This is a genomic window from Methylomonas sp. HW2-6, assembly GCF_052474525.1.
Map to the genome: position 1 here is coordinate 127422 of NZ_CP184122.1, position 17267 is coordinate 144688.

13 protein-coding genes are annotated in these 17267 nt (G+C 50.0%); 8 read left to right on the plus strand and 5 right to left on the minus strand.

The window, feature by feature from the left end; all coding sequences use genetic code 11:
- The 3 genes from traN to ACH518_RS00705 are packed head-to-tail and all read left to right on the plus strand — an operon-like array spanning position 1 to position 4786.
- Positions 1–2799, plus strand: a complete 2799-nt coding sequence (traN, locus tag ACH518_RS00695; RefSeq protein ID WP_445369992.1) for a conjugal transfer mating pair stabilization protein TraN — start codon at positions 1–3, stop codon at positions 2797–2799.
- Between the two features lie 11 nt (positions 2800–2810).
- Positions 2811–3830 carry a hypothetical protein gene (locus tag ACH518_RS00700; RefSeq protein WP_445369993.1) on the plus strand — a complete coding sequence of 340 codons (1020 nt, stop codon included), beginning with the start codon at positions 2811–2813 and terminating at the stop codon, positions 3828–3830.
- Positions 3831–3835: 5 nt separating this feature from the next.
- The gene (locus tag ACH518_RS00705) at positions 3836–4786 is read left to right on the plus strand and encodes a S49 family peptidase (protein WP_445369994.1); all 951 of its coding nucleotides are present in this window, start codon (positions 3836–3838) and stop codon (positions 4784–4786) included.
- Positions 4787–4919: 133 nt separating this feature from the next.
- Here the strand turns inward: ACH518_RS00705 and ACH518_RS00710 are convergent, their stop codons facing one another.
- On the minus strand, positions 4920–5447 hold the full coding sequence (locus tag ACH518_RS00710) for a hypothetical protein (RefSeq protein WP_319961004.1): 528 nt from the start codon (positions 5445–5447) through the stop codon (positions 4920–4922).
- 108 nt (positions 5448–5555) lie between these two features.
- On the opposite strand from ACH518_RS00710, the gene traF reads away from it, so the two are divergent.
- From traF to ACH518_RS00725, 3 genes are read left to right on the plus strand one after another with little or no spacing between them, the layout of a single operon-like run.
- A complete protein-coding gene (gene traF / locus ACH518_RS00715; RefSeq protein WP_445369995.1) occupies positions 5556–6503 on the plus strand; it encodes a conjugal transfer protein TraF in 948 nt (315 codons plus the stop codon).
- A 32-nt stretch (positions 6504–6535) separates the two neighbouring features.
- Positions 6536–7984 carry a conjugal transfer protein TraH gene (locus tag ACH518_RS00720; RefSeq protein ID WP_445369996.1) on the plus strand — a complete coding sequence of 483 codons (1449 nt, stop codon included), beginning with the start codon at positions 6536–6538 and terminating at the stop codon, positions 7982–7984.
- Positions 7981–11679: a conjugal transfer protein TraG N-terminal domain-containing protein gene (locus tag ACH518_RS00725; protein ID WP_445369997.1), complete on the plus strand. Its 3699-nt coding sequence runs from the start codon at positions 7981–7983 to the stop codon at positions 11677–11679. The genes ACH518_RS00720 and ACH518_RS00725 overlap by 4 nt, the downstream gene beginning before the upstream one ends.
- A gap of 298 nt (positions 11680–11977) precedes the next feature.
- Here the strand turns inward: ACH518_RS00725 and ACH518_RS00730 are convergent, their stop codons facing one another.
- From ACH518_RS00730 to ACH518_RS00745, 4 genes are all read right to left on the minus strand, one after another.
- Positions 11978–12481, minus strand: coding sequence for a FlhC family transcriptional regulator (locus tag ACH518_RS00730; RefSeq protein WP_445369998.1), 504 nt, complete (start codon positions 12479–12481; stop codon positions 11978–11980).
- 6 nt (positions 12482–12487) lie between these two features.
- Positions 12488–12766 (minus strand): flagellar transcriptional regulator FlhD, encoded by a 279-nt coding sequence (locus tag ACH518_RS00735; RefSeq protein ID WP_445369999.1) that lies wholly within the window; start codon positions 12764–12766, stop codon positions 12488–12490.
- A 2-nt stretch (positions 12767–12768) separates the two neighbouring features.
- On the minus strand, positions 12769–13320 hold the full coding sequence (locus ACH518_RS00740) for a transglycosylase SLT domain-containing protein (protein ID WP_445370000.1): 552 nt from the start codon (positions 13318–13320) through the stop codon (positions 12769–12771).
- 294 nt (positions 13321–13614) lie between these two features.
- Positions 13615–14583, minus strand: coding sequence for a ParM/StbA family protein (locus tag ACH518_RS00745; protein ID WP_445370001.1), 969 nt, complete (start codon positions 14581–14583; stop codon positions 13615–13617).
- 185 nt (positions 14584–14768) lie between these two features.
- On the opposite strand from ACH518_RS00745, the gene mobI reads away from it, so the two are divergent.
- Both mobI and ACH518_RS00755 read left to right on the plus strand, forming a co-directional pair.
- The gene (gene mobI / locus ACH518_RS00750) at positions 14769–15740 is read left to right on the plus strand and encodes a conjugative transfer protein MobI(A/C) (RefSeq protein ID WP_445370002.1); all 972 of its coding nucleotides are present in this window, start codon (positions 14769–14771) and stop codon (positions 15738–15740) included.
- A 1062-nt stretch (positions 15741–16802) separates the two neighbouring features.
- Positions 16803–17252: a hypothetical protein gene (locus ACH518_RS00755; RefSeq protein ID WP_445370003.1), complete on the plus strand. Its 450-nt coding sequence runs from the start codon at positions 16803–16805 to the stop codon at positions 17250–17252.
- The last annotated feature ends 15 nt before the right edge of the window (positions 17253–17267 follow it).

Here is a 17267-nt window from a genome sequence, read left to right on the forward strand (position 1 = left end):
ATGGCTATCGAATTTTCCGAGCGCACATCTACCCGAGCCATTTGCCATTTCTTGATGGTGTTGTTGATTTGGGTGCCGACCCATGCGGTGGTCGCTGACACTATGAGCGAATCAGCCAAAATTGGACAACAAACCGGTGAAAGCGCCGTCAGCGGGTTTGTAATGCCGACACTCAGCGCCGATCAAAAAAGCTTGGTCCTTTTTCCCAATACCGGTAAGGACGTATCGGTCCCAATCAGCGAATTGTATCCGGATTCAGAAACGGGTAACGCCACGACCTTCACCCAGTTGTACGGCAAAAACGCAGCGACCATCAAAGCCGGCAACGACATGCAAACGAGCATGGAAAGCCAAACTAGCCATACCGGCGAAGCGTACCGGACTCTAATCAAGTCGGCGAATCGGGCGCATCCCAATCTATTCGATGATCCCATCTGGGGAACGACGGATTATGTCATGCAGAACCACGATCTGTTCTCGCAATATTTCACCGACTGCAATAAGGAGGTCAAGGCGACACTCACCCCCGGTAAAGGCACGCAACCGGATTACAAAACCTGTCGGCGTAACCCTCCCATTACCAATACCTGCGTCGCCAGTCACGATGTACTGCTAGAGCCGGTCATTCTACCGGCCCAAGGGGAAACCAAAATTGCATCCTGTGGGGACGGATGCGTGGATCTTTGGGTGGGCATTGTGGGTGACAACTACTGGTGCGACGGCGGCTGCGCCCATCCCACTGTGTCCAGCCAATACATCGTGAAGCATCCGGAAGCGATCATTTCCGCGACCATTCTGTATGCCCAATGGGATGACTATATGCGGGTTCATATCAATGACCAGCTGGTCTGGACGGGTTACAACGGCTGGGCACCGTCGCCCAAGTGCGAAATGTCGACCAGTTGGCAGGCCTATCCCAACATCAATGTGACAGAACCTTTTGTCAACGCCCGGAAGAATTCCATCTTGAAATTCAATGCGGAGGCGTTGGTCTCAGGATGCGGCGAAGCCTTTGCGCAAATCCGACTGAAATACGATCCGATGAAAATTATTATTCGGGACGAATGGACCATGAACGACAAGTCCTGCCAGAACCTAATCAAGGCGGCGGACGACGGAATTTGCAAAAGCGTGAAAACCACATGTGATATCAACGCCGGGATCAAGATCGGCGACAAATATTGCATGGCCATCACCACCTCGGTGGGGCAAATGTGGGTGTGCGAACCGAATTTCAAAGACGCACCTTTCAAAAATATTCCGGAAACCTGCACCAAAGCGACCATGAGCGCGACGTGCAATTCCAACGATATTCCGTGTTGGACAAAGCCGGACGGAACCCGACAGTGTGTCAGCGATATTGAAGCGCAGGTGCCGGAGACCTGCGCAACCCTGGAAGCGCGCGGCTGTGCCTTCGTCCGATCCGAGTGCGTCGACGGGACGATTGGCGCTAGCGGAAAGTGCTGGCTGTATCAGGATACCTATGATTGCGGAAAGGAATTCGGCGTGATAAAGGCGACGGCGTCCGTGAAACCGGACTGCGGCGAAACGGTACGCTGTATGGGCGAAGATTGTGTTGATATTACCCGAACACAAAGCCAGGATTTTACCAATGCCTTGGCCGCGTTGAATTCGGCACAACAAGCGGCGATGGATAAAACCTGTAGCGACCCGAAAGATGTGACCACCTGCAAGGTCTTCGAGGGCAAGGGAGGGTCATGCAAAGTAGTCAATCTGACCAGTGAAATCGATTGCTGTAAATCGCCGACCTCCATCGGCATCGGCGAGTACATCGATCTGATGTACAAGGTCAGCAAAACCCACAACATTATCATGCGCTTGGATGATACCAACCCGATCCGCGGGGCATGGCAAAAATTAAGTGACCCTTTGATCGATGCCGGTGAGGCGGTTTATACCCCCATTAAAACGGCCTGGGACAACGTATTGGCCGAACTCGATTCCGTCGTCGATAACATTGGCTCCGAGTGCACGGCCAGCTTTACCAAAACCGCGTATTTGGATGTGGTCAGTTCATTGCGGAATACAGCCATGGAAAAAATGGTGTCCTGGACAGCCGATGTGTTCGGGCCGGAGGCCGCAAATGCTTTATTCAGCGCGGCCGGCAGTCAAGGGACTACCTCAGCGGTGGATGCGGCCGGTAATTTACAAGGTACCGGTGCTGAACTCCAGTTGGGGGGAGGGGCGGCTTATATCGGGACGATGCTCAACGTCATCATGATCGCCTATGCCATCTATCAAATTCTGAACATGGTCGTGCAAATGATCTACAAGTGCGAGCAGAAAGAATACGAATTGATGGCCAAAAACGCCGTGAAAGCCTGTAGTTTTGTCGGACAGTACTGCGGCTCCAAGATACTGGGGATGTGCGTTCAACAGAACTACGCCTATTGTTGTTTCAACTCGCCGTTGGCCAGAATACTGCAGGAACAAATCCGGCCGCAATTAGGCAAGGACTTCGGACCGCCTAAGTCGCCCCAGTGCGAAGGCATTGCAATCAGCGAACTGCAAAAAGTCGATTGGAGCAAGGTTCATCTGGACGAATGGATTGGTATTCTCACCAGTACCGGGCGCTTACCGACGGCGCAAACCCCGGAAAAACTCAATTTGGACGTGTTGACCGGCGCCAGTTCCGATTTGAATTATAAGGGCGACCGTCGCAATACGGCGGACCGCAATGTGCTGCGGTTGCAAGGCATCGACATGAACCAGACCCGGCAAGACGCGGAGGAACAAGGCTGGTCCATGGGTCCAGGTCTCGCTCCGTCTAAACCTTAAGGAAAACTGCCATGACATCAACCATCGTTCGCTCGCTAGCCGCCGCCATCGCGTTGTCCTTGACGGCGTGCGCTCCGGCCTCCCGACCCATTGCGATTTCGGAGGCGCACCGTAAAGTGCTGCCGACTGAGGAAGCGCATCAAATTTCGTTTTTAATTCGCGACGTACTCGGCAGTCGGAGTGAGCGGCTCGATGTGCAGAATTCGATGTATAGAGAATTCAGAGCGAAGCAGTTTAAGGCCCGTAAAGAGGCAATGGCTGCGATGCCAGCCGGTGCGACCAGTCCGATACGGAATGTGGCCGAAGACGCCAGTTTCGTCGGGGCGGTAGCCACTGGCGCACCGTTGTCCCCGGCCGGAATGGACGTCAGCACGGGCATCGGCATGGCGGGATTGGCACTGAGCCTGTTAACGCCGTCCGCAAAGCCGGCCGACTTGTACAAAGTGTATGGCCGCTTGTATATGGACGAGAGCTATGCCAATTCGCTCAGCATCCCGGTCACTGCTCGCTTGGATATGATTCGCCGCTTCGAAACCGCTGTGCGGCAAGCCGGATTGACGGCGACGTGCCAGGATAACTGCGGTGATGACAAAAGCGTACGCTGGCGGGTGTATAGCCTGACGGGTGGCGGCGAACCGTTGTGGGCAGTATTGCGTCTCGCCGATATGGAGCCGGCGCCCCGCGATCCCGCGCGCGACGAAATCTTAGGTTATCCGGTAATTTTGCAAAGCGCCACGGACAAAGACGATAGCGTGGCCACCGCCCACAGCCTGGTAATCCGCCGGGCGCCACCGGTACCGGCCACCTTCGATCCGGCGAATCAGTTTCAGGATGCGGGACAAACCGCGTGGGATAACCCGAAAGCTCGTCAAGTCTTGCGCGGCATGACGGCCGACGGCCATTGGTTATTCGCTTGGTGTCTCAGTGAAGGACAACACCTCGCAGCCTGGAAAGGGCGATTATTCGCGATATCGCAGCCGAGCTATTGGGTGGATATCCGAAATTCCATTGACTATGAAATTCTGGAGTGAAAACAATGACCGAAAACTCGACTACCGTAAACGCCTTGCTAGAAATCGTCAAAAGCAACGCGGATGTCATGCGCAAAACCCAGCGCATCAATACCGCATTTAGAACGCTATCGCTATTGGCAGTATTGAGTTTTTTAGGACTGTCCGTCTACTCCAATTGGTCGTCTCTGACTAACCGGAATCAACCCCATGTCGCGATGGTGCGTATTAGCGGCGAAATCGCCCCGGACGGCCAAACCAATGCCGATAGCGTGATTGCCAGCTTGCGCACCGCCTGCGAGCAGAATCAGGCGAAAGCTGTGATGCTGGAAATTAATAGTCCCGGCGGGACGCCGGTACAAGCCGGCATGATCTTCGATGAAGTGCTACGCCTGAAAACAAAATTTCCGGATAAGAAAGTAGTGTCCGTGATCAGCGACCTTGGCGCTTCCGGCGGATACTACGTAGCAGTGGCCGGCGATGAAATCTATGCCAATCGGGCCAGCATGGTCGGATCGATCGGCGTGCGAATGGACTCGTTCGGATTTACCGGCATCATGCAAAAACTGGGCGTTGAGCGCCGATTGTATACGGCTGGAAAATTCAAGGGCGTCGGCGATATGTTCTCCGACCCGGAACCCGAAGCCGTCGAACAGCTGCAAACCATGTTGTCTCACGTACACCACCAATTCATCGAGGTGGTGAAAACGCACCGCGGGAATCGGTTGAAAGACGATCCGAATCTCTTTACGGGAATGGTCTGGAGCGGAGAAGACGCGTTAGGACTTGGCTTGGTCGACGGGATGGGCGATCGCCGCAGCGTGGCGGAACACATCCTGAAGTTCCAGAAAATCGTCGATTACACTCAGCCGGCCGATGTGTTCAGTAAATTGAGCCAGATTCAGGCCACCGCGACTTCGGCGATATCCACCGTGATGGGTCTGGTGTCAATGCTTGCCGCTATGCCGATGACCTAGGGGATGACAGAGAGATTGCCCAAATATTACACAGTTTTCTAACTGGTTGAATTGTGGGGGCGTTTGCCGATGATTGACTGATTTGTCACAAGCTTGTCCACAGATTTTGTGGATAAGTCGGTGATTGCCGCGCTTAATTGATGTCGGATCGGCCTTTTGGGCTCACCACGTCGAATGCCGTCGGAGCGCGTAACTCTAAGCGGCTGAGGCCGTTCCGGAGCAATTCGTTACGCCATTCGAGGAGTTTTTCGGCCAGCTTGAACAGGCGCATTTCATCCAATTCGGTTTGTCCGGGTGAGCTTTGGGGTTGAGCAGGAATCGCGCCTAATTCGGCGTCGACGTCTCTTACCGCCAGAGCATGGGCGAGTTTCAACCAGAATTGATCCTCATTTAACGACTCGCTGAAGATTTTGTAAATGAGTTTTGATTCTAAGGAGTCGGACACCATTCGGTGAGGGAGTCCGGGGATATCGACGACCAAATCGGCACATTGGAACCGTTCGGCGTAGCTCAAAAGTTTTTCGATCAGCGCGCGATAAGGCTCGGTGGACTTGAGGTTCTTCCGTTCTGCACTGAGCACGCACCTGTCGGCCAAGAACAAAAACTCCAGTAATAACCTGTATTCATCTTTCGAAATAGAAATTTCCATGTCATCGATCATCAGGGTACTCGTTGAAAGGGGATTGAAACGGCCAGGGGGCCTGAGTAGGTGAATTTCAGAGGCATTTAGCCAGCGGGTTTGAATTTTTAAAAACGAGATAATGAAACCATGAATCCATGTCTGCTCCTATTGCTGTGCCTGCTGCTCCCGTTGACGGCTCGATCCGATGAGGGAGAGCCGTCTTTTTTTCTGGACAAACAGCGGGGATGGTTTTGGCGTGAAACAACTCCTGACACTAGTATAGAGCAAACTGCCAGTCCGCCTCAGACAGAGGAAAAGATTTCATCAAATCCTAATCCTCCCTCTGAACCCCCTCGGCCGCCCGAATACCTCTCTGCTGAATGGTTTAGAAAAAATCTCGAACACTACAAGGACGCCGCCGTCGATAACCCCACTGAAAAGAACGTGGCGGCTTACTACTACTTGCAACGGGTAATGATGGATAAAGCCCAGAAGTTTGCCACTGTGGCGCAACGAGTAGTTATGAGCGATCCGCGGCTGGACGAGAATAACCGCCGGCCGATGGCCACGTTTGCATCCAATGCCGCCAATCAAATGGCGACACAGGCGAATGAACGGGCCATGTCGACGATATCCAGACAAGCTGCCCTTTTGTTTTTTTTTCGTTCGGATTGCCATTTTTGCGAAGCGCAAGCGCCCTTGTTAACGGTGTTGGAGCAGCGTTTCGGTTTCAAAATTTATCCGGTGTCTTTGGATGGCAAGCCGATGCCGTCGGGATTCTATAAGCAATTCAGATCGGATACTGGACAGGCAAAGGCGTTAGGCGTGATGTCTACTCCGGCTTTGTTCTTAATGAAGCCCCCAAACGAAATCTTGCCGATTGCTCAAGGCGTGGTCTCGCTTGACGACTTGACCACTCGGGTATTGGTGTCGGCCAAAAACGCCGGGTGGGTATCGGATCAACTGTTTAGCACGGCGCGCGGTGTTACGGATTCGAGTTATTTGATTCCGGAGGCAGGATCATTGACCGAGCCGGTAATGAACGATCCTGGCCGATTGGTCGAGGCATTGCGAGGGCAACCAGTACTGCCTTAACTGTTTTGTTAACTTGCCTACTGGGAGCTGCTATGAGGCACTTGCGTATTTCTCGAATGATCTTTCTGGCGTGGATGCTTGCGCTACCGGCCAGTGGGTTTGCCGACTTGCAAGAGGAATTGGATGCGATGTTCGGCACAATGACTAATGTCACAACACCTACCGCACACCTAGGTCAAAGGCGAGGAGTAATTACCGGTGGATCAATCGTCTCCCGTAATAAGATTGTGGAAACCAAGATGATCTCCTTGCAACCCCCTTCGTTTAGCGCCGGTTGCGGCGGGATTGATTTATTTGGTGGCAGTTTCTCGTTCATCAATAAAGACCAGTTCATCACCTTGATGCGAGCGGTCGCTGCTAACGCAACCGGTTATGCCTTTCAACTGGCGATTGATGCGATGTGTAATCAGTGCGGGGTTCTGATGTCCGGCTTGCAAAAACGGATCCAGGATCTCAATCAGATGTTCTCGAATTCCTGTCAATTGGCTCAAGGTATTGTGAATGATACCACCAGCCTGTTACCGGCATGGGCTACCGAGAACATGAAAAAGTCGGAACTCTCGTTTACCAGAGGAATTACCGACGTTTTTGGATCGAGAACAAATACCAGCACCCAAGGAGACCCGACACAACAAGTCAAAAACAATGCCGCTTCCGCAATGAAAACCAAAATTCAAGGCAATTTGGTTTGGCGGGCGCTGAACGAAAAGCAAGCGAGCAACTGGTTTCAATTTGGGGGGAATAGTTTACTGGAAGCGATGATGAGTATCAGCGGTACTGTCATTGTCAACGAACCGACTTCAGCACCGGACGGCAATGGCGAAAGCAATCCGGTTCAGACATTCAAAGGCATTCTTGGTCTTAAAGAACTCTTGAATGGCACCGGCACTGGCAATTACGCGAAAGTCAATATTTACGAATGCGATACCGACGATGCTGATGGTTGTTTAAATCCCACTCCCAAACCGGTGACTCTGGTCGGCTTGCGAAAAAGAGTTTCAGATTTACTAGTCGGCAATAATGTAAAGCCAGGCCTTGTATACAAATTCGGGACCAATAGTGGCGAGTTAACAGCGGAAGAAAAAGCCTTCATGGAACTAGTGCCAGGTGCCGTCTCAGCGATGATTCGCAACATGGCGAGGCAAGATTACGGCATGGCCCGTTTGTTTGCTGAGGACGCGTCACCGGCAATCGCCCTTGAACTGGCGCAACTGATTGTACAGGGACTTTATGATGCCGTCCGGCAAGCGGCTTCGCTTCAAGATGGCGCCTATGCCAGCAAGCTGGCCGAAACCCTAAATGCTGCTCGGCAACAAATTGAAGCGGAATCCACGGAATTGGCGATGCGATACGGCAATATCAAAGCTGTGGTCGACTTTTACTCGAATATCATGAAAGCCACCCCAACCCGTAACTACGCGTCATTCGATCAAACCGGCGCTAGCGCCGCCAATTATCCCACTCAGGAGGAAACCAGGTGATTTACGAAATATTTTCGATTGGAGACTCCCAGTTCCTCGCAGCGATACTGAATGCGATCGCGATGATTTCTTTAACCGACGATTACAAAGGAGCTGCTGCAGTCGGCGCATCACTGGGAGTGACGATGGTGATGCTGCGAGGTTTGACCCAATTCAATGCGAGTGGCATTCGCTATCAGGATGTCTTTGCCTCTATGCTGATTTATACCGCGCTCTTTGCGCCGGGTGTAGTCGTCAAGGTTGAAGACGCCTACTCGGGTAACGTGGTTGTGGTCAACAATGTGCCGTTTGGGCCGGCGGTAGCGGGTTCCATCCTGTCCAATATGGGTTATCGCATGACGCGCTTGTTCGAACAGGCGTTCGCGGTACCGAGTATGACCGAACACGGGTTCGCGGATCCGCTCAATACCTTAATTGCTGTCCGAAAAAACCTGTTATCGCGGATAACTCTGGGAAAAGCCAATTCACCGAGGGCCAAGGTCGATCTGGAAGCTTCGTTCGTCAATTACATAAAAGAATGTACGTTAACCGGGGTCGATTTAAATCAGACCACGTTAGATGCGATCATGCGTACGGCGAGCGTGATGGCGGCTATACGTTTCAATTCCAAAATCTACACCACAGAAGTCTACTTGGGCGCCGGTCCGACGGTATTGACCTGTACCGATGCCTATGTCGCGCTGGATGATTACATTACCAACAATGGCAGCACAGGTTTAGAAGATTTACTGAAACAAACCTTGAATCTCGAAAGCTCGGAGGACGTGTCCACGCGGATCAGCGATGCGTTAACGGCCTTGTCCAATAGCACGATCAGTGCGAACGATTACATGCTGGCGAGCCTGATCGTGCCAATGTTCGAAAAAGGTATCGTCGGGCGCTATGAAGATGGCTTGAAGTGGAACAAAGCGGCCATGGTCCATCAATCCATCCAGCAACGCAACATGCAATGGGCCGCAGAACAGACGCTGTTTACCCGGATCGTCCGGCCGATGATGACCTGGATAGAGGGTCTCAGTTACGCCGTTACCCCGCTCATGGTCTTCGCCGTCATGCTGGGGTCTGCCGGGATTTCGATGGTTGGCCAGTACTTCAAAATGCTGTTATGGATCCAACTGTGGATGCCGATCATGGCGGTCATCAATTTGTACATCACCATGTCGGCTCTCGGAAAAATGGACGCTCTGGATGCGCAAGGCTTCAATATTCCCTCGATCGAAGGGATTTACCAAATGGATATGGTGTTGCAAGATTGGGTGGCAATCGGCGGCATGCTGGCGTCTTCGACGCCTGCGATCGCCTTGATGCTGGTCTACGGCGGCTCGGTCACCGCCACGCATTTCATGGGCCGCATGCAGAGCGGAGATTATATCGACGAGCGCGCTGGATCGCCTGCCGTGTTGGCGACGGCCCCGGTGTTTGCCAATCAGTCGGCCTATCAACACTCTCCGCTGAAAGGCACCCACCGAACCGGCGCGGAAAATGTGCTGCCGACCTTCAATGTGTCTCGCGAGGCTTCCGAAGCCGTCTTGTCGTCATCGAACTATATGCGCCAGGCCGGTGCTCAATTTATGAGTTCACTGGCGAATTCTGCGGGCAACAGTTTTGCATCGAATCGAGAGGCCTCTACCGGTTCGTCCTTTTCTCGGCGGCTGAACAGCAGTTCGTCGGAAACAGATAAGCTGATGCGCAGCGAAGGGTCATCATACGCACAGCGCTACAGTGATACCAATATCACCTCGGATCAATTTGCGTCGGTGCTGTCCGGCGGGCTGGCCGCGGGCGACAGCTGGTTTCCTAGAAAAGACGAGGAGAACGGGGAGAGCGAGAGCAGCGGACGTTCCACTCGAAATGACAAACAAACCCGAAAAGACCGGCTTCGTGGCGACATCAGCGACCGGTTGCAAAGTCAATTCGGCTTGAACAGCCAACGTTCGAACGACATCGCACTCGATATGGCGACGCGGCTCACCGAAGATGCGGGATTTCAGACTGACTTAGCGCGCAGCGTGGCAACCGATGCGCAGTCCGGTACCCGCGAAGTTGTGTCGCTGGGTCTTAACAATCAAACGCTCCAAAGTTTGCAATCGTCGGCCAATGACGTGCTGTCCGCATCGGAAGCCTATAGCGCCACGGCGTCGATGCAAAGCCGCCTGGGCACGAATGCACAATTCGGCGCATTGGAATCCGGACAGACGATCAGTACAAAACCCGGTTTAATGAGCCGCCTAAACAATGAGTTAATGCGCTTTGGTCTCAGTGGCGATGCTCAGACGCTGGCCAGCGACTGGCGAGCGTCAGGCTTAATTACGGATAAAGATCAAGCGTACGCGGCGGCCGGCATGTCATTACTCACCGGACATTCGCCGGCGAGATTCAGAACTATGAATCCAAGCGAATCCAAACAGGCAAAAACTGCAGGGTTTGAATTGCTTCGCGACTCGTTCGCAGCTGAAACCGGTCAGCATGCCGATCCGAACAGAAATGCCGGTCTTCGAGCAGATGCGCCGGCTTACGGAGCAGCGCACTCGGAATTCGATCGAGCCGGCGTGGTCAGTCCGCGTGGTGCCGCCGGCAATTTGCCGCAGCAGGTGGATGGACGGATGGCTGAAATTGGGGATCAAGTGCGAAACGGCGACGCAAACGTCAACCGATTTCACGATAAAGAAACAAGCGAACTCGATGCCGGTACCCGATCTGAATTTTCAGAAATGGCGGGGGCTAAGGCTCAATACTTTGCCAAAGAGATAAACCATCTGGCCAGAGGCGAAAAATCGGCTGGAGAAATGAATTACGATGGTGTAGCTGGGGCGCTGTATAGTACGAGACTGCAATTAGAATCATTGGGAAATGAGGCCTACGGTATTGCAGGTCCATTCTACGATGCAATGTCAAAACATCTTGCGGAGGGTGATGGTTATGCGGATGCGGCACAAAAAGCCTTTAGTGAAGCAGGTGAAGGCGGAAAAAAAGCCGTTGAAGCTTGGAGGAACACAAAGGGCAACGAAGTGGCTAATCAATTAACACCGGCCCAGCTCGAATACTACAAAGCGGCGCTCACGGAAACAGGCATGGGAATAAGGCCAGCTGATTTTGGTTTTGGAGATGGCGCTGGAACCGCAATAGCGCGTGAAAAATTAGTGACCGAACACGGCGAGGGTATCGGCGGTGATATCGCCGAATTGTTGAATCGGGCTGCAACGCAAAATCGACCTGATTTAGTAAGATCGATCGGCAACTATAACGACGCCGTAAAAAAAAACAGTGAAGCCGGATCAATAGATTCACCGACAGATTATCATCCGAAAGCTGATCACGCCGTGCCCAGCCACTTGAAACCAATTTTCGATCGGGTGGAAAGTCAATACGGTCTTCCATCGGGTCTATTGGCCCGAATGGGCGCAGTGGAATCGACGTTCAACTCACACGCCGAATCGGAAAAAGGAGCGAAAGGCATTATGCAGTTAATGCCTGAAACTGCAGATAGGTTTGGTGTTACAAACCGCGAAGATCCGGATCAAGCGATTGACGGGGCGGGGCAGTATATGCGATTTTTGATTGATCATTACCACGGTAATTTACAATTAGCAGTGGCGGCTTATAACGCAGGCGAAGGAAATGTTGACAAATATCAAGGCATTCCGCCGTTTAAAGAAACGCAGATGTATGTTAGAAAAGTAATGGGATTATCTTAATGGTAATAAGTTGTAATTCATCAAATTCAACCATGATAGGCAACCATCAAGAACAAGAAAACGAAAAAAAGAAGGACGCGGAAAAGCAATCCTAATAAAGTCATATGCTTTTTTGCTTCCCGGAAAACCTGAACTGTCCCGCCACATAATCTGCAACTTGAGTGCATGGCGACGCCGTACTCAAAATACACGTACGGCACAATTCTGCGCCGGCAATGCGGGCAAGCAATGCGACCATCATCGATATGGTTGGGGCGGATCGGCAGATAGCGAATTTTTTGACTGTTGAGTTTTAGCATTAGTGCGAAGCGTTACAGTAAGGGCATCGTTTTGCTAAGCGGCTGTCATCACAAGCCAAATATTGTTTTTCGCATTTAGGGCAGGTTTCAAAATAATTTGTCTCACATCGAAAGTCCCTTGTCAATGTCCACGCCTCATTGATCGATTTAGGATGTATATCGAGATCATTATATTGTGGCACCAGCGTTTTAAAAATATCCCAGGAGTCGATCACAATCCGCACGTCCACAGAGTTTTTTTGTTGTCCATTCAATTCTGAGTATATTCGCATAAATAAGGTAGCGTAGAGCTGGTTCCTGCGACTGGACAGGACATAGGCAGATGATGACAGCAACCCAGAGCTTGGTGATTTCAAATGCAATTCTTTGTAAAGTCTTCGCAGCAACAGTTTTGATAATTGTGTATGAATAAATACGATAGACGTCCGAAAACCCGCTCTAATCATTGTGAGAGCTAATTCATGTCTATTGAAAACCGTAATCGCCTTGTCGTTGTGGCTCATAAATAACTATCCATTTCTATTTATAATTTCTATTAGTGTTTTTGGATCAGGCTCTTTTGCATCCAATATTTTTCTAAATTCGTCACAGTTTATTCGAGGAGAGAACAACAAAAATCCTGATTTAGATAAAGTAATTACTTCTCCAATACTGATACTGCGTATTAGCCGTGCTGTTTCATTGTCTAATCCAAGTAAAATCTTCAATTTGTTAGATTGATCATCAGTCATGGACTCTCGAATGAACAATAAAAGCTTTAGGTTGAACGCCTCGATTTCCTCCGTCATTTTTAGTCTCCAAAATACTTCCTAAGCTTATTTGCAATTAACGATATCCTTCTTCCATAGGCATATGCGCGTGCCAGTCGATCGGGCTCGTTGCCGTAACCTGCATGATAACGACCTAATCCGAGAGTTTTATCATGCGGTTCTGAGCGAATGGCTTCGGCAAGTATGTCGGCGCCGACCCGAAGGTTAACTTCTGGATCGAATAGATTTCTTATATCGCTGACACGATAGCCGTTCCATTTAATATTTATCTGCATCAATCCGACATCAATCGATGTAATTCCTTTTTCGAGTTCACGTGCTAAGGCATTTAAAGCATCCCCACGGTTTTGCGGGAAAATAGCCGTTCCCGCTGCGTTGATGGCCAATGGCCATGGTGTTATGGTGTTATTTGCACTGTATTTCGATGACTCCATTAATGATACGGCATACAATTCAAAGGGGTCTAGCCCTTTTTCTGCGGCAATTTTTCCCCAATTCGAGTTTATCAGTGCATTCGAGTAAGCATTAGCTGACAAAGAAACTAGGTACAAGATAAGTAACAATTTCCGCATATGTTTGGCTTACTTATTAAGAAATCACAAGAATATAAAAATGCAATAGCAGTAGTTCTCAATCTTCGGCGGCTAAGCTCGATTTGAGTTTTGTTAAGGTTGACTCTGACGCAAAGTCACTAGCTGGTATATAAGAAACGGCGGACGTGTTCTGTAATCCGAGTTGTTAGATGACAACAGCCATGGTTGCTAGCGTCCGTACTCGTTCCGCCCGATCTCGGGAGTTTATTCTTTCGATATCGGCGTAAAGCTCTGGGTTGGCATTCGGATTGATTGTCACCAATACTTTCACCGTCACCCCCTCCCGAAATAGAAAAAGCCTAACGCGTTGGCAAGTGTTGGCTGCGATGGCGTAAAGATGGGGTTCAAGGGGAAAAATTCTTTAGTTGCGTTCTGATAAAGGGATGCGCCACCACCGGCCAGTAAGACGATATCAACAGAACCCTTCTCTCGGCGGAGAGATTGTTTCATGGCTTCTAATGCGATCATCGAGATCGATTGTGCAGCAGCGGCCAAATAATCCTGGAGAATGACCTCTTGGCCTAGCAAGAGCACATTGCTGCTTCCGGATCTTAAAGCATCCTCAATTTTTTCAGGGGTCAATTTGCCGCCATGGTCGTCGCAAATCAATTCACTTGTCTTGTCTAGCAACACTGACATAGCTTCCAAGCTGGTTCCGGACGACGCAGAAACAATTTCACCTTCGTTCAATAGCACCCAATCCACCGAAAAATAACCTGGGTCGATCACTAATACCCGGCCATTGCTTAAACGTCTGTCTTGCGTGGTAAATAGTTGTTCGACGAAGGCGCCGGTTGGCTGCGGAACGACGTGGACCTGTTCTACAGCGACTTGCCGTTTCGGGGTAATTTGGTGAACACCTTTGAGCTGATTGGTCAATGCTTGCCGAGCTGACCTTTCTTGCCATTGTGATACCGGGAGACCTGTAACCAAGACGTCGATAACAGAACGTTCGGATGCTAGTAATGCGGCATAAAGCAGCGCTCTGTAAGAGGAGGTGTTTGTATAGTCCTGATGTAGAGCGCGGTTCCAATTGCTCAGTTTGCTGACACTTATGCCAGCGCCCCACGCGACGCCGTCGAGGGTGACACGTAAAGTATCGCTCGCCCGATCGATTGCTTGGGGCAAGTGTTCAATAGGTGCAGCCCCGGCGGGAAATAATTTTGTGGTTGGTGGCGCAAGATGATCACCGAAAGCGAGCTTAACGTTCGAATAACCAATATCTAAACCGAGTACAAACATGAAAATAGTCCTGATTAGGTAATGGAAAGGTTTGGCGACTGATGATAGACGCATGTCGATCTTACCAATTTCTGTTGCGAGAACCCGCTGGCTAAATGCATCTGAAATGCACTTTGCCAGCGGGTTTATAGCGTTAGATCCGCTAGCATGGCGGCTTTTCAAATCATGTTAGGAAGGTGAATGCCATGGCTACGCCGGGAGACTGTAATTTGACACATACAGATGGAGACCATCGCTATCAAGCTCCTCCAGAAGTATGCGCATGGATATTCAAGCAGCTTGATCAGCTGCGTGAACAGGCCAGTTTAGTCATTGAACAATATACGGAAAGCTATTCTGGATTGATTAGAACAATTGTTGGCGTCGATCGTTATCCATTGGGTATTAAACTAGAGCCAATGACAAACGATAGATTCGCTATTATTTGGGGAATAGGTAAATGGGAGGAATACAAATTTGTTCAAACGAAAAAATTCAATCTACAAAGAAATAGATTTCGTATCTATTATATAGATGATTATTTAGTCGAAGCCCCCATGGAATTGAAAATATTGGCGTATGAAACTGAAAACAAAATCGAGCGCATCAGGAAGTTGCAGCATTATTTGCTAAAAATCATTGCTCATTTTGTTAGCTATGAGTCAACTTCTTATTACGGTAATAATGATATAACCCATTCGACCTTAAAAGAGAGGGGGCAGGGTTATGAAAATATAAGCGATCCATTGAGTCAAAGCGACAGGCAATCATGTAATCAAGTTAATCAATGGATTATCAATCAGAGAGCAATTCTTCATAAAGAGGCAGAATATTACGTGACTTATTATTGGAGCAACAATCGAAAGAGTGTCGCCTTAGAATATCCGTCAATTTCGCTTGGACTCAGGATTAAAATCAATCGCAGCAACTCAATCAGCATAGAGTGGTTTGAGGCCAAATTTGTTGGGAAAAAGGTATTTGAAAAAAAACGCTTCAAAAAGCCGAGAAACATTAATACTTATACAATTTTAGAAAAACTAACTATGTCTGAGCCGAAGTGGTTTGCGCAACTTGTTCGAGATACAGAAGATGAACTGGTCCGAATCAGGAAAATGATTTGTATTTTATTCAGTATTAAAGAAACATTATTGGCTTACCAAAATACTGACTGCTCGTAAGCGGGAATTTCTTAAAAATGTGCCACCAGTTCACGTTCACCAGTTACCGACTCGTACGCGACTTCGTGTAACCCTGCGGTGCTTCTATCGGATCTATTGTGGCGTGTCTAAAGCAGACAAAAGCGGAATTATGTGGCAGCCGCACAAAGTCCTTGGCCTCGCTCGCGGGTAGGATGTTCCACTTCTTAGCCTCACCCACTCACGCGAAGAACTTGAAATCAGATTCAGGCGTCACTTTCATGTCTTGTTGATTCATCGAGTCGACTGGCGAACGACTGATACCCAGCAGTGCCCGTCGACAGTACGTGAATTTCCAAAAATAACGAGCAGTGTCGATCATCAGTCTATCTTCAGGCTTATCGAGTTGTGGAAAGGGGTGTATTCGGGAAAGTTCTCCGCCATTTTGAATCTTTCCAGAGGAAGAAAAGGCATTGCGGTTACTTTGAGTCCGTCTGCCGGATGACGCTAGGCATTAGCAAAGCACATCACATGAATGGTTTGTTAAACGGCCCCGTTTAACGTCATTGCGTAGTGGAAAAATATAATGTGGTATCGCCGATAACCAATTGAATACAAAGCTTAAAAAACGCCAGACGTAAAAGAGTCAACACGCAAAAAGCATTAAACAGTTAACCGCGATGCCACATTAATTGGTACACAAGCGCGCACCATTAATAAATCTATCGATATATCAATCACTAAGCAAGAAATGACACCGACTTTGTGCCAATAATCTGGTGTTCTCCAAGACAGAACCATCGCAAATTTGATCTAAACCACCACGCTGCACCATTATAGTTTTCCACCATGAAGACCCATATTTATAAAATGGGGCAAGCTCGTGGAAAAAAACAATGTGTCAATACCGCGGACAAATTGATAATGTGTATAGCCGGCTGAATTATGCCGGCGAGAATGGACCGCAACAGAAAATGTGGGCGCACTCCGTGCAATGGGTAGTGAGAACACCCGCTGGCAAAGTGCATTTCAGATGCATTTAGCCAGCGGGTTCAAAATTCGGAATGCGATATGCTGACCTGACCCTAACCAGAGGACAGGCCAATGCGGACATCCATAATCTTACTTTTACCTTTCATGGCCGGTTGCGCCCAGGCGCCGATCGATCCGGCCACTTCGCAGCAAGTCATCACATCGATTGCCGGCGCCGGACCTCGCCACGACTGGCAGCTTGGAATGGACGCTTTTGCCTCCGAGACTGGCGGGGCGGCGGTACGACAATCGTCGGTGGAGCATGTGGTCACCCGTAAACCGCATGCCCCAGCCGGCACGGTGGCAGATGCGAGTGGATTCGTAACGCTGCCATTGGCCCAAGCGGACGCGGCCTCAGCCCAATCCGGTACTCAGCCGAGCGCAGACGAGATCGAAAGAGCTTGGCGGAAATACTGCCGGCATAAGCTGGACATGACTGATCGCGATCACGAGATTATTCGCACCACCACCATGCCGGCCAGACTGAAAGCGTCATGCAATCCAAAAAGCTTGAAGAAATAAACGGGTTTATCGGCG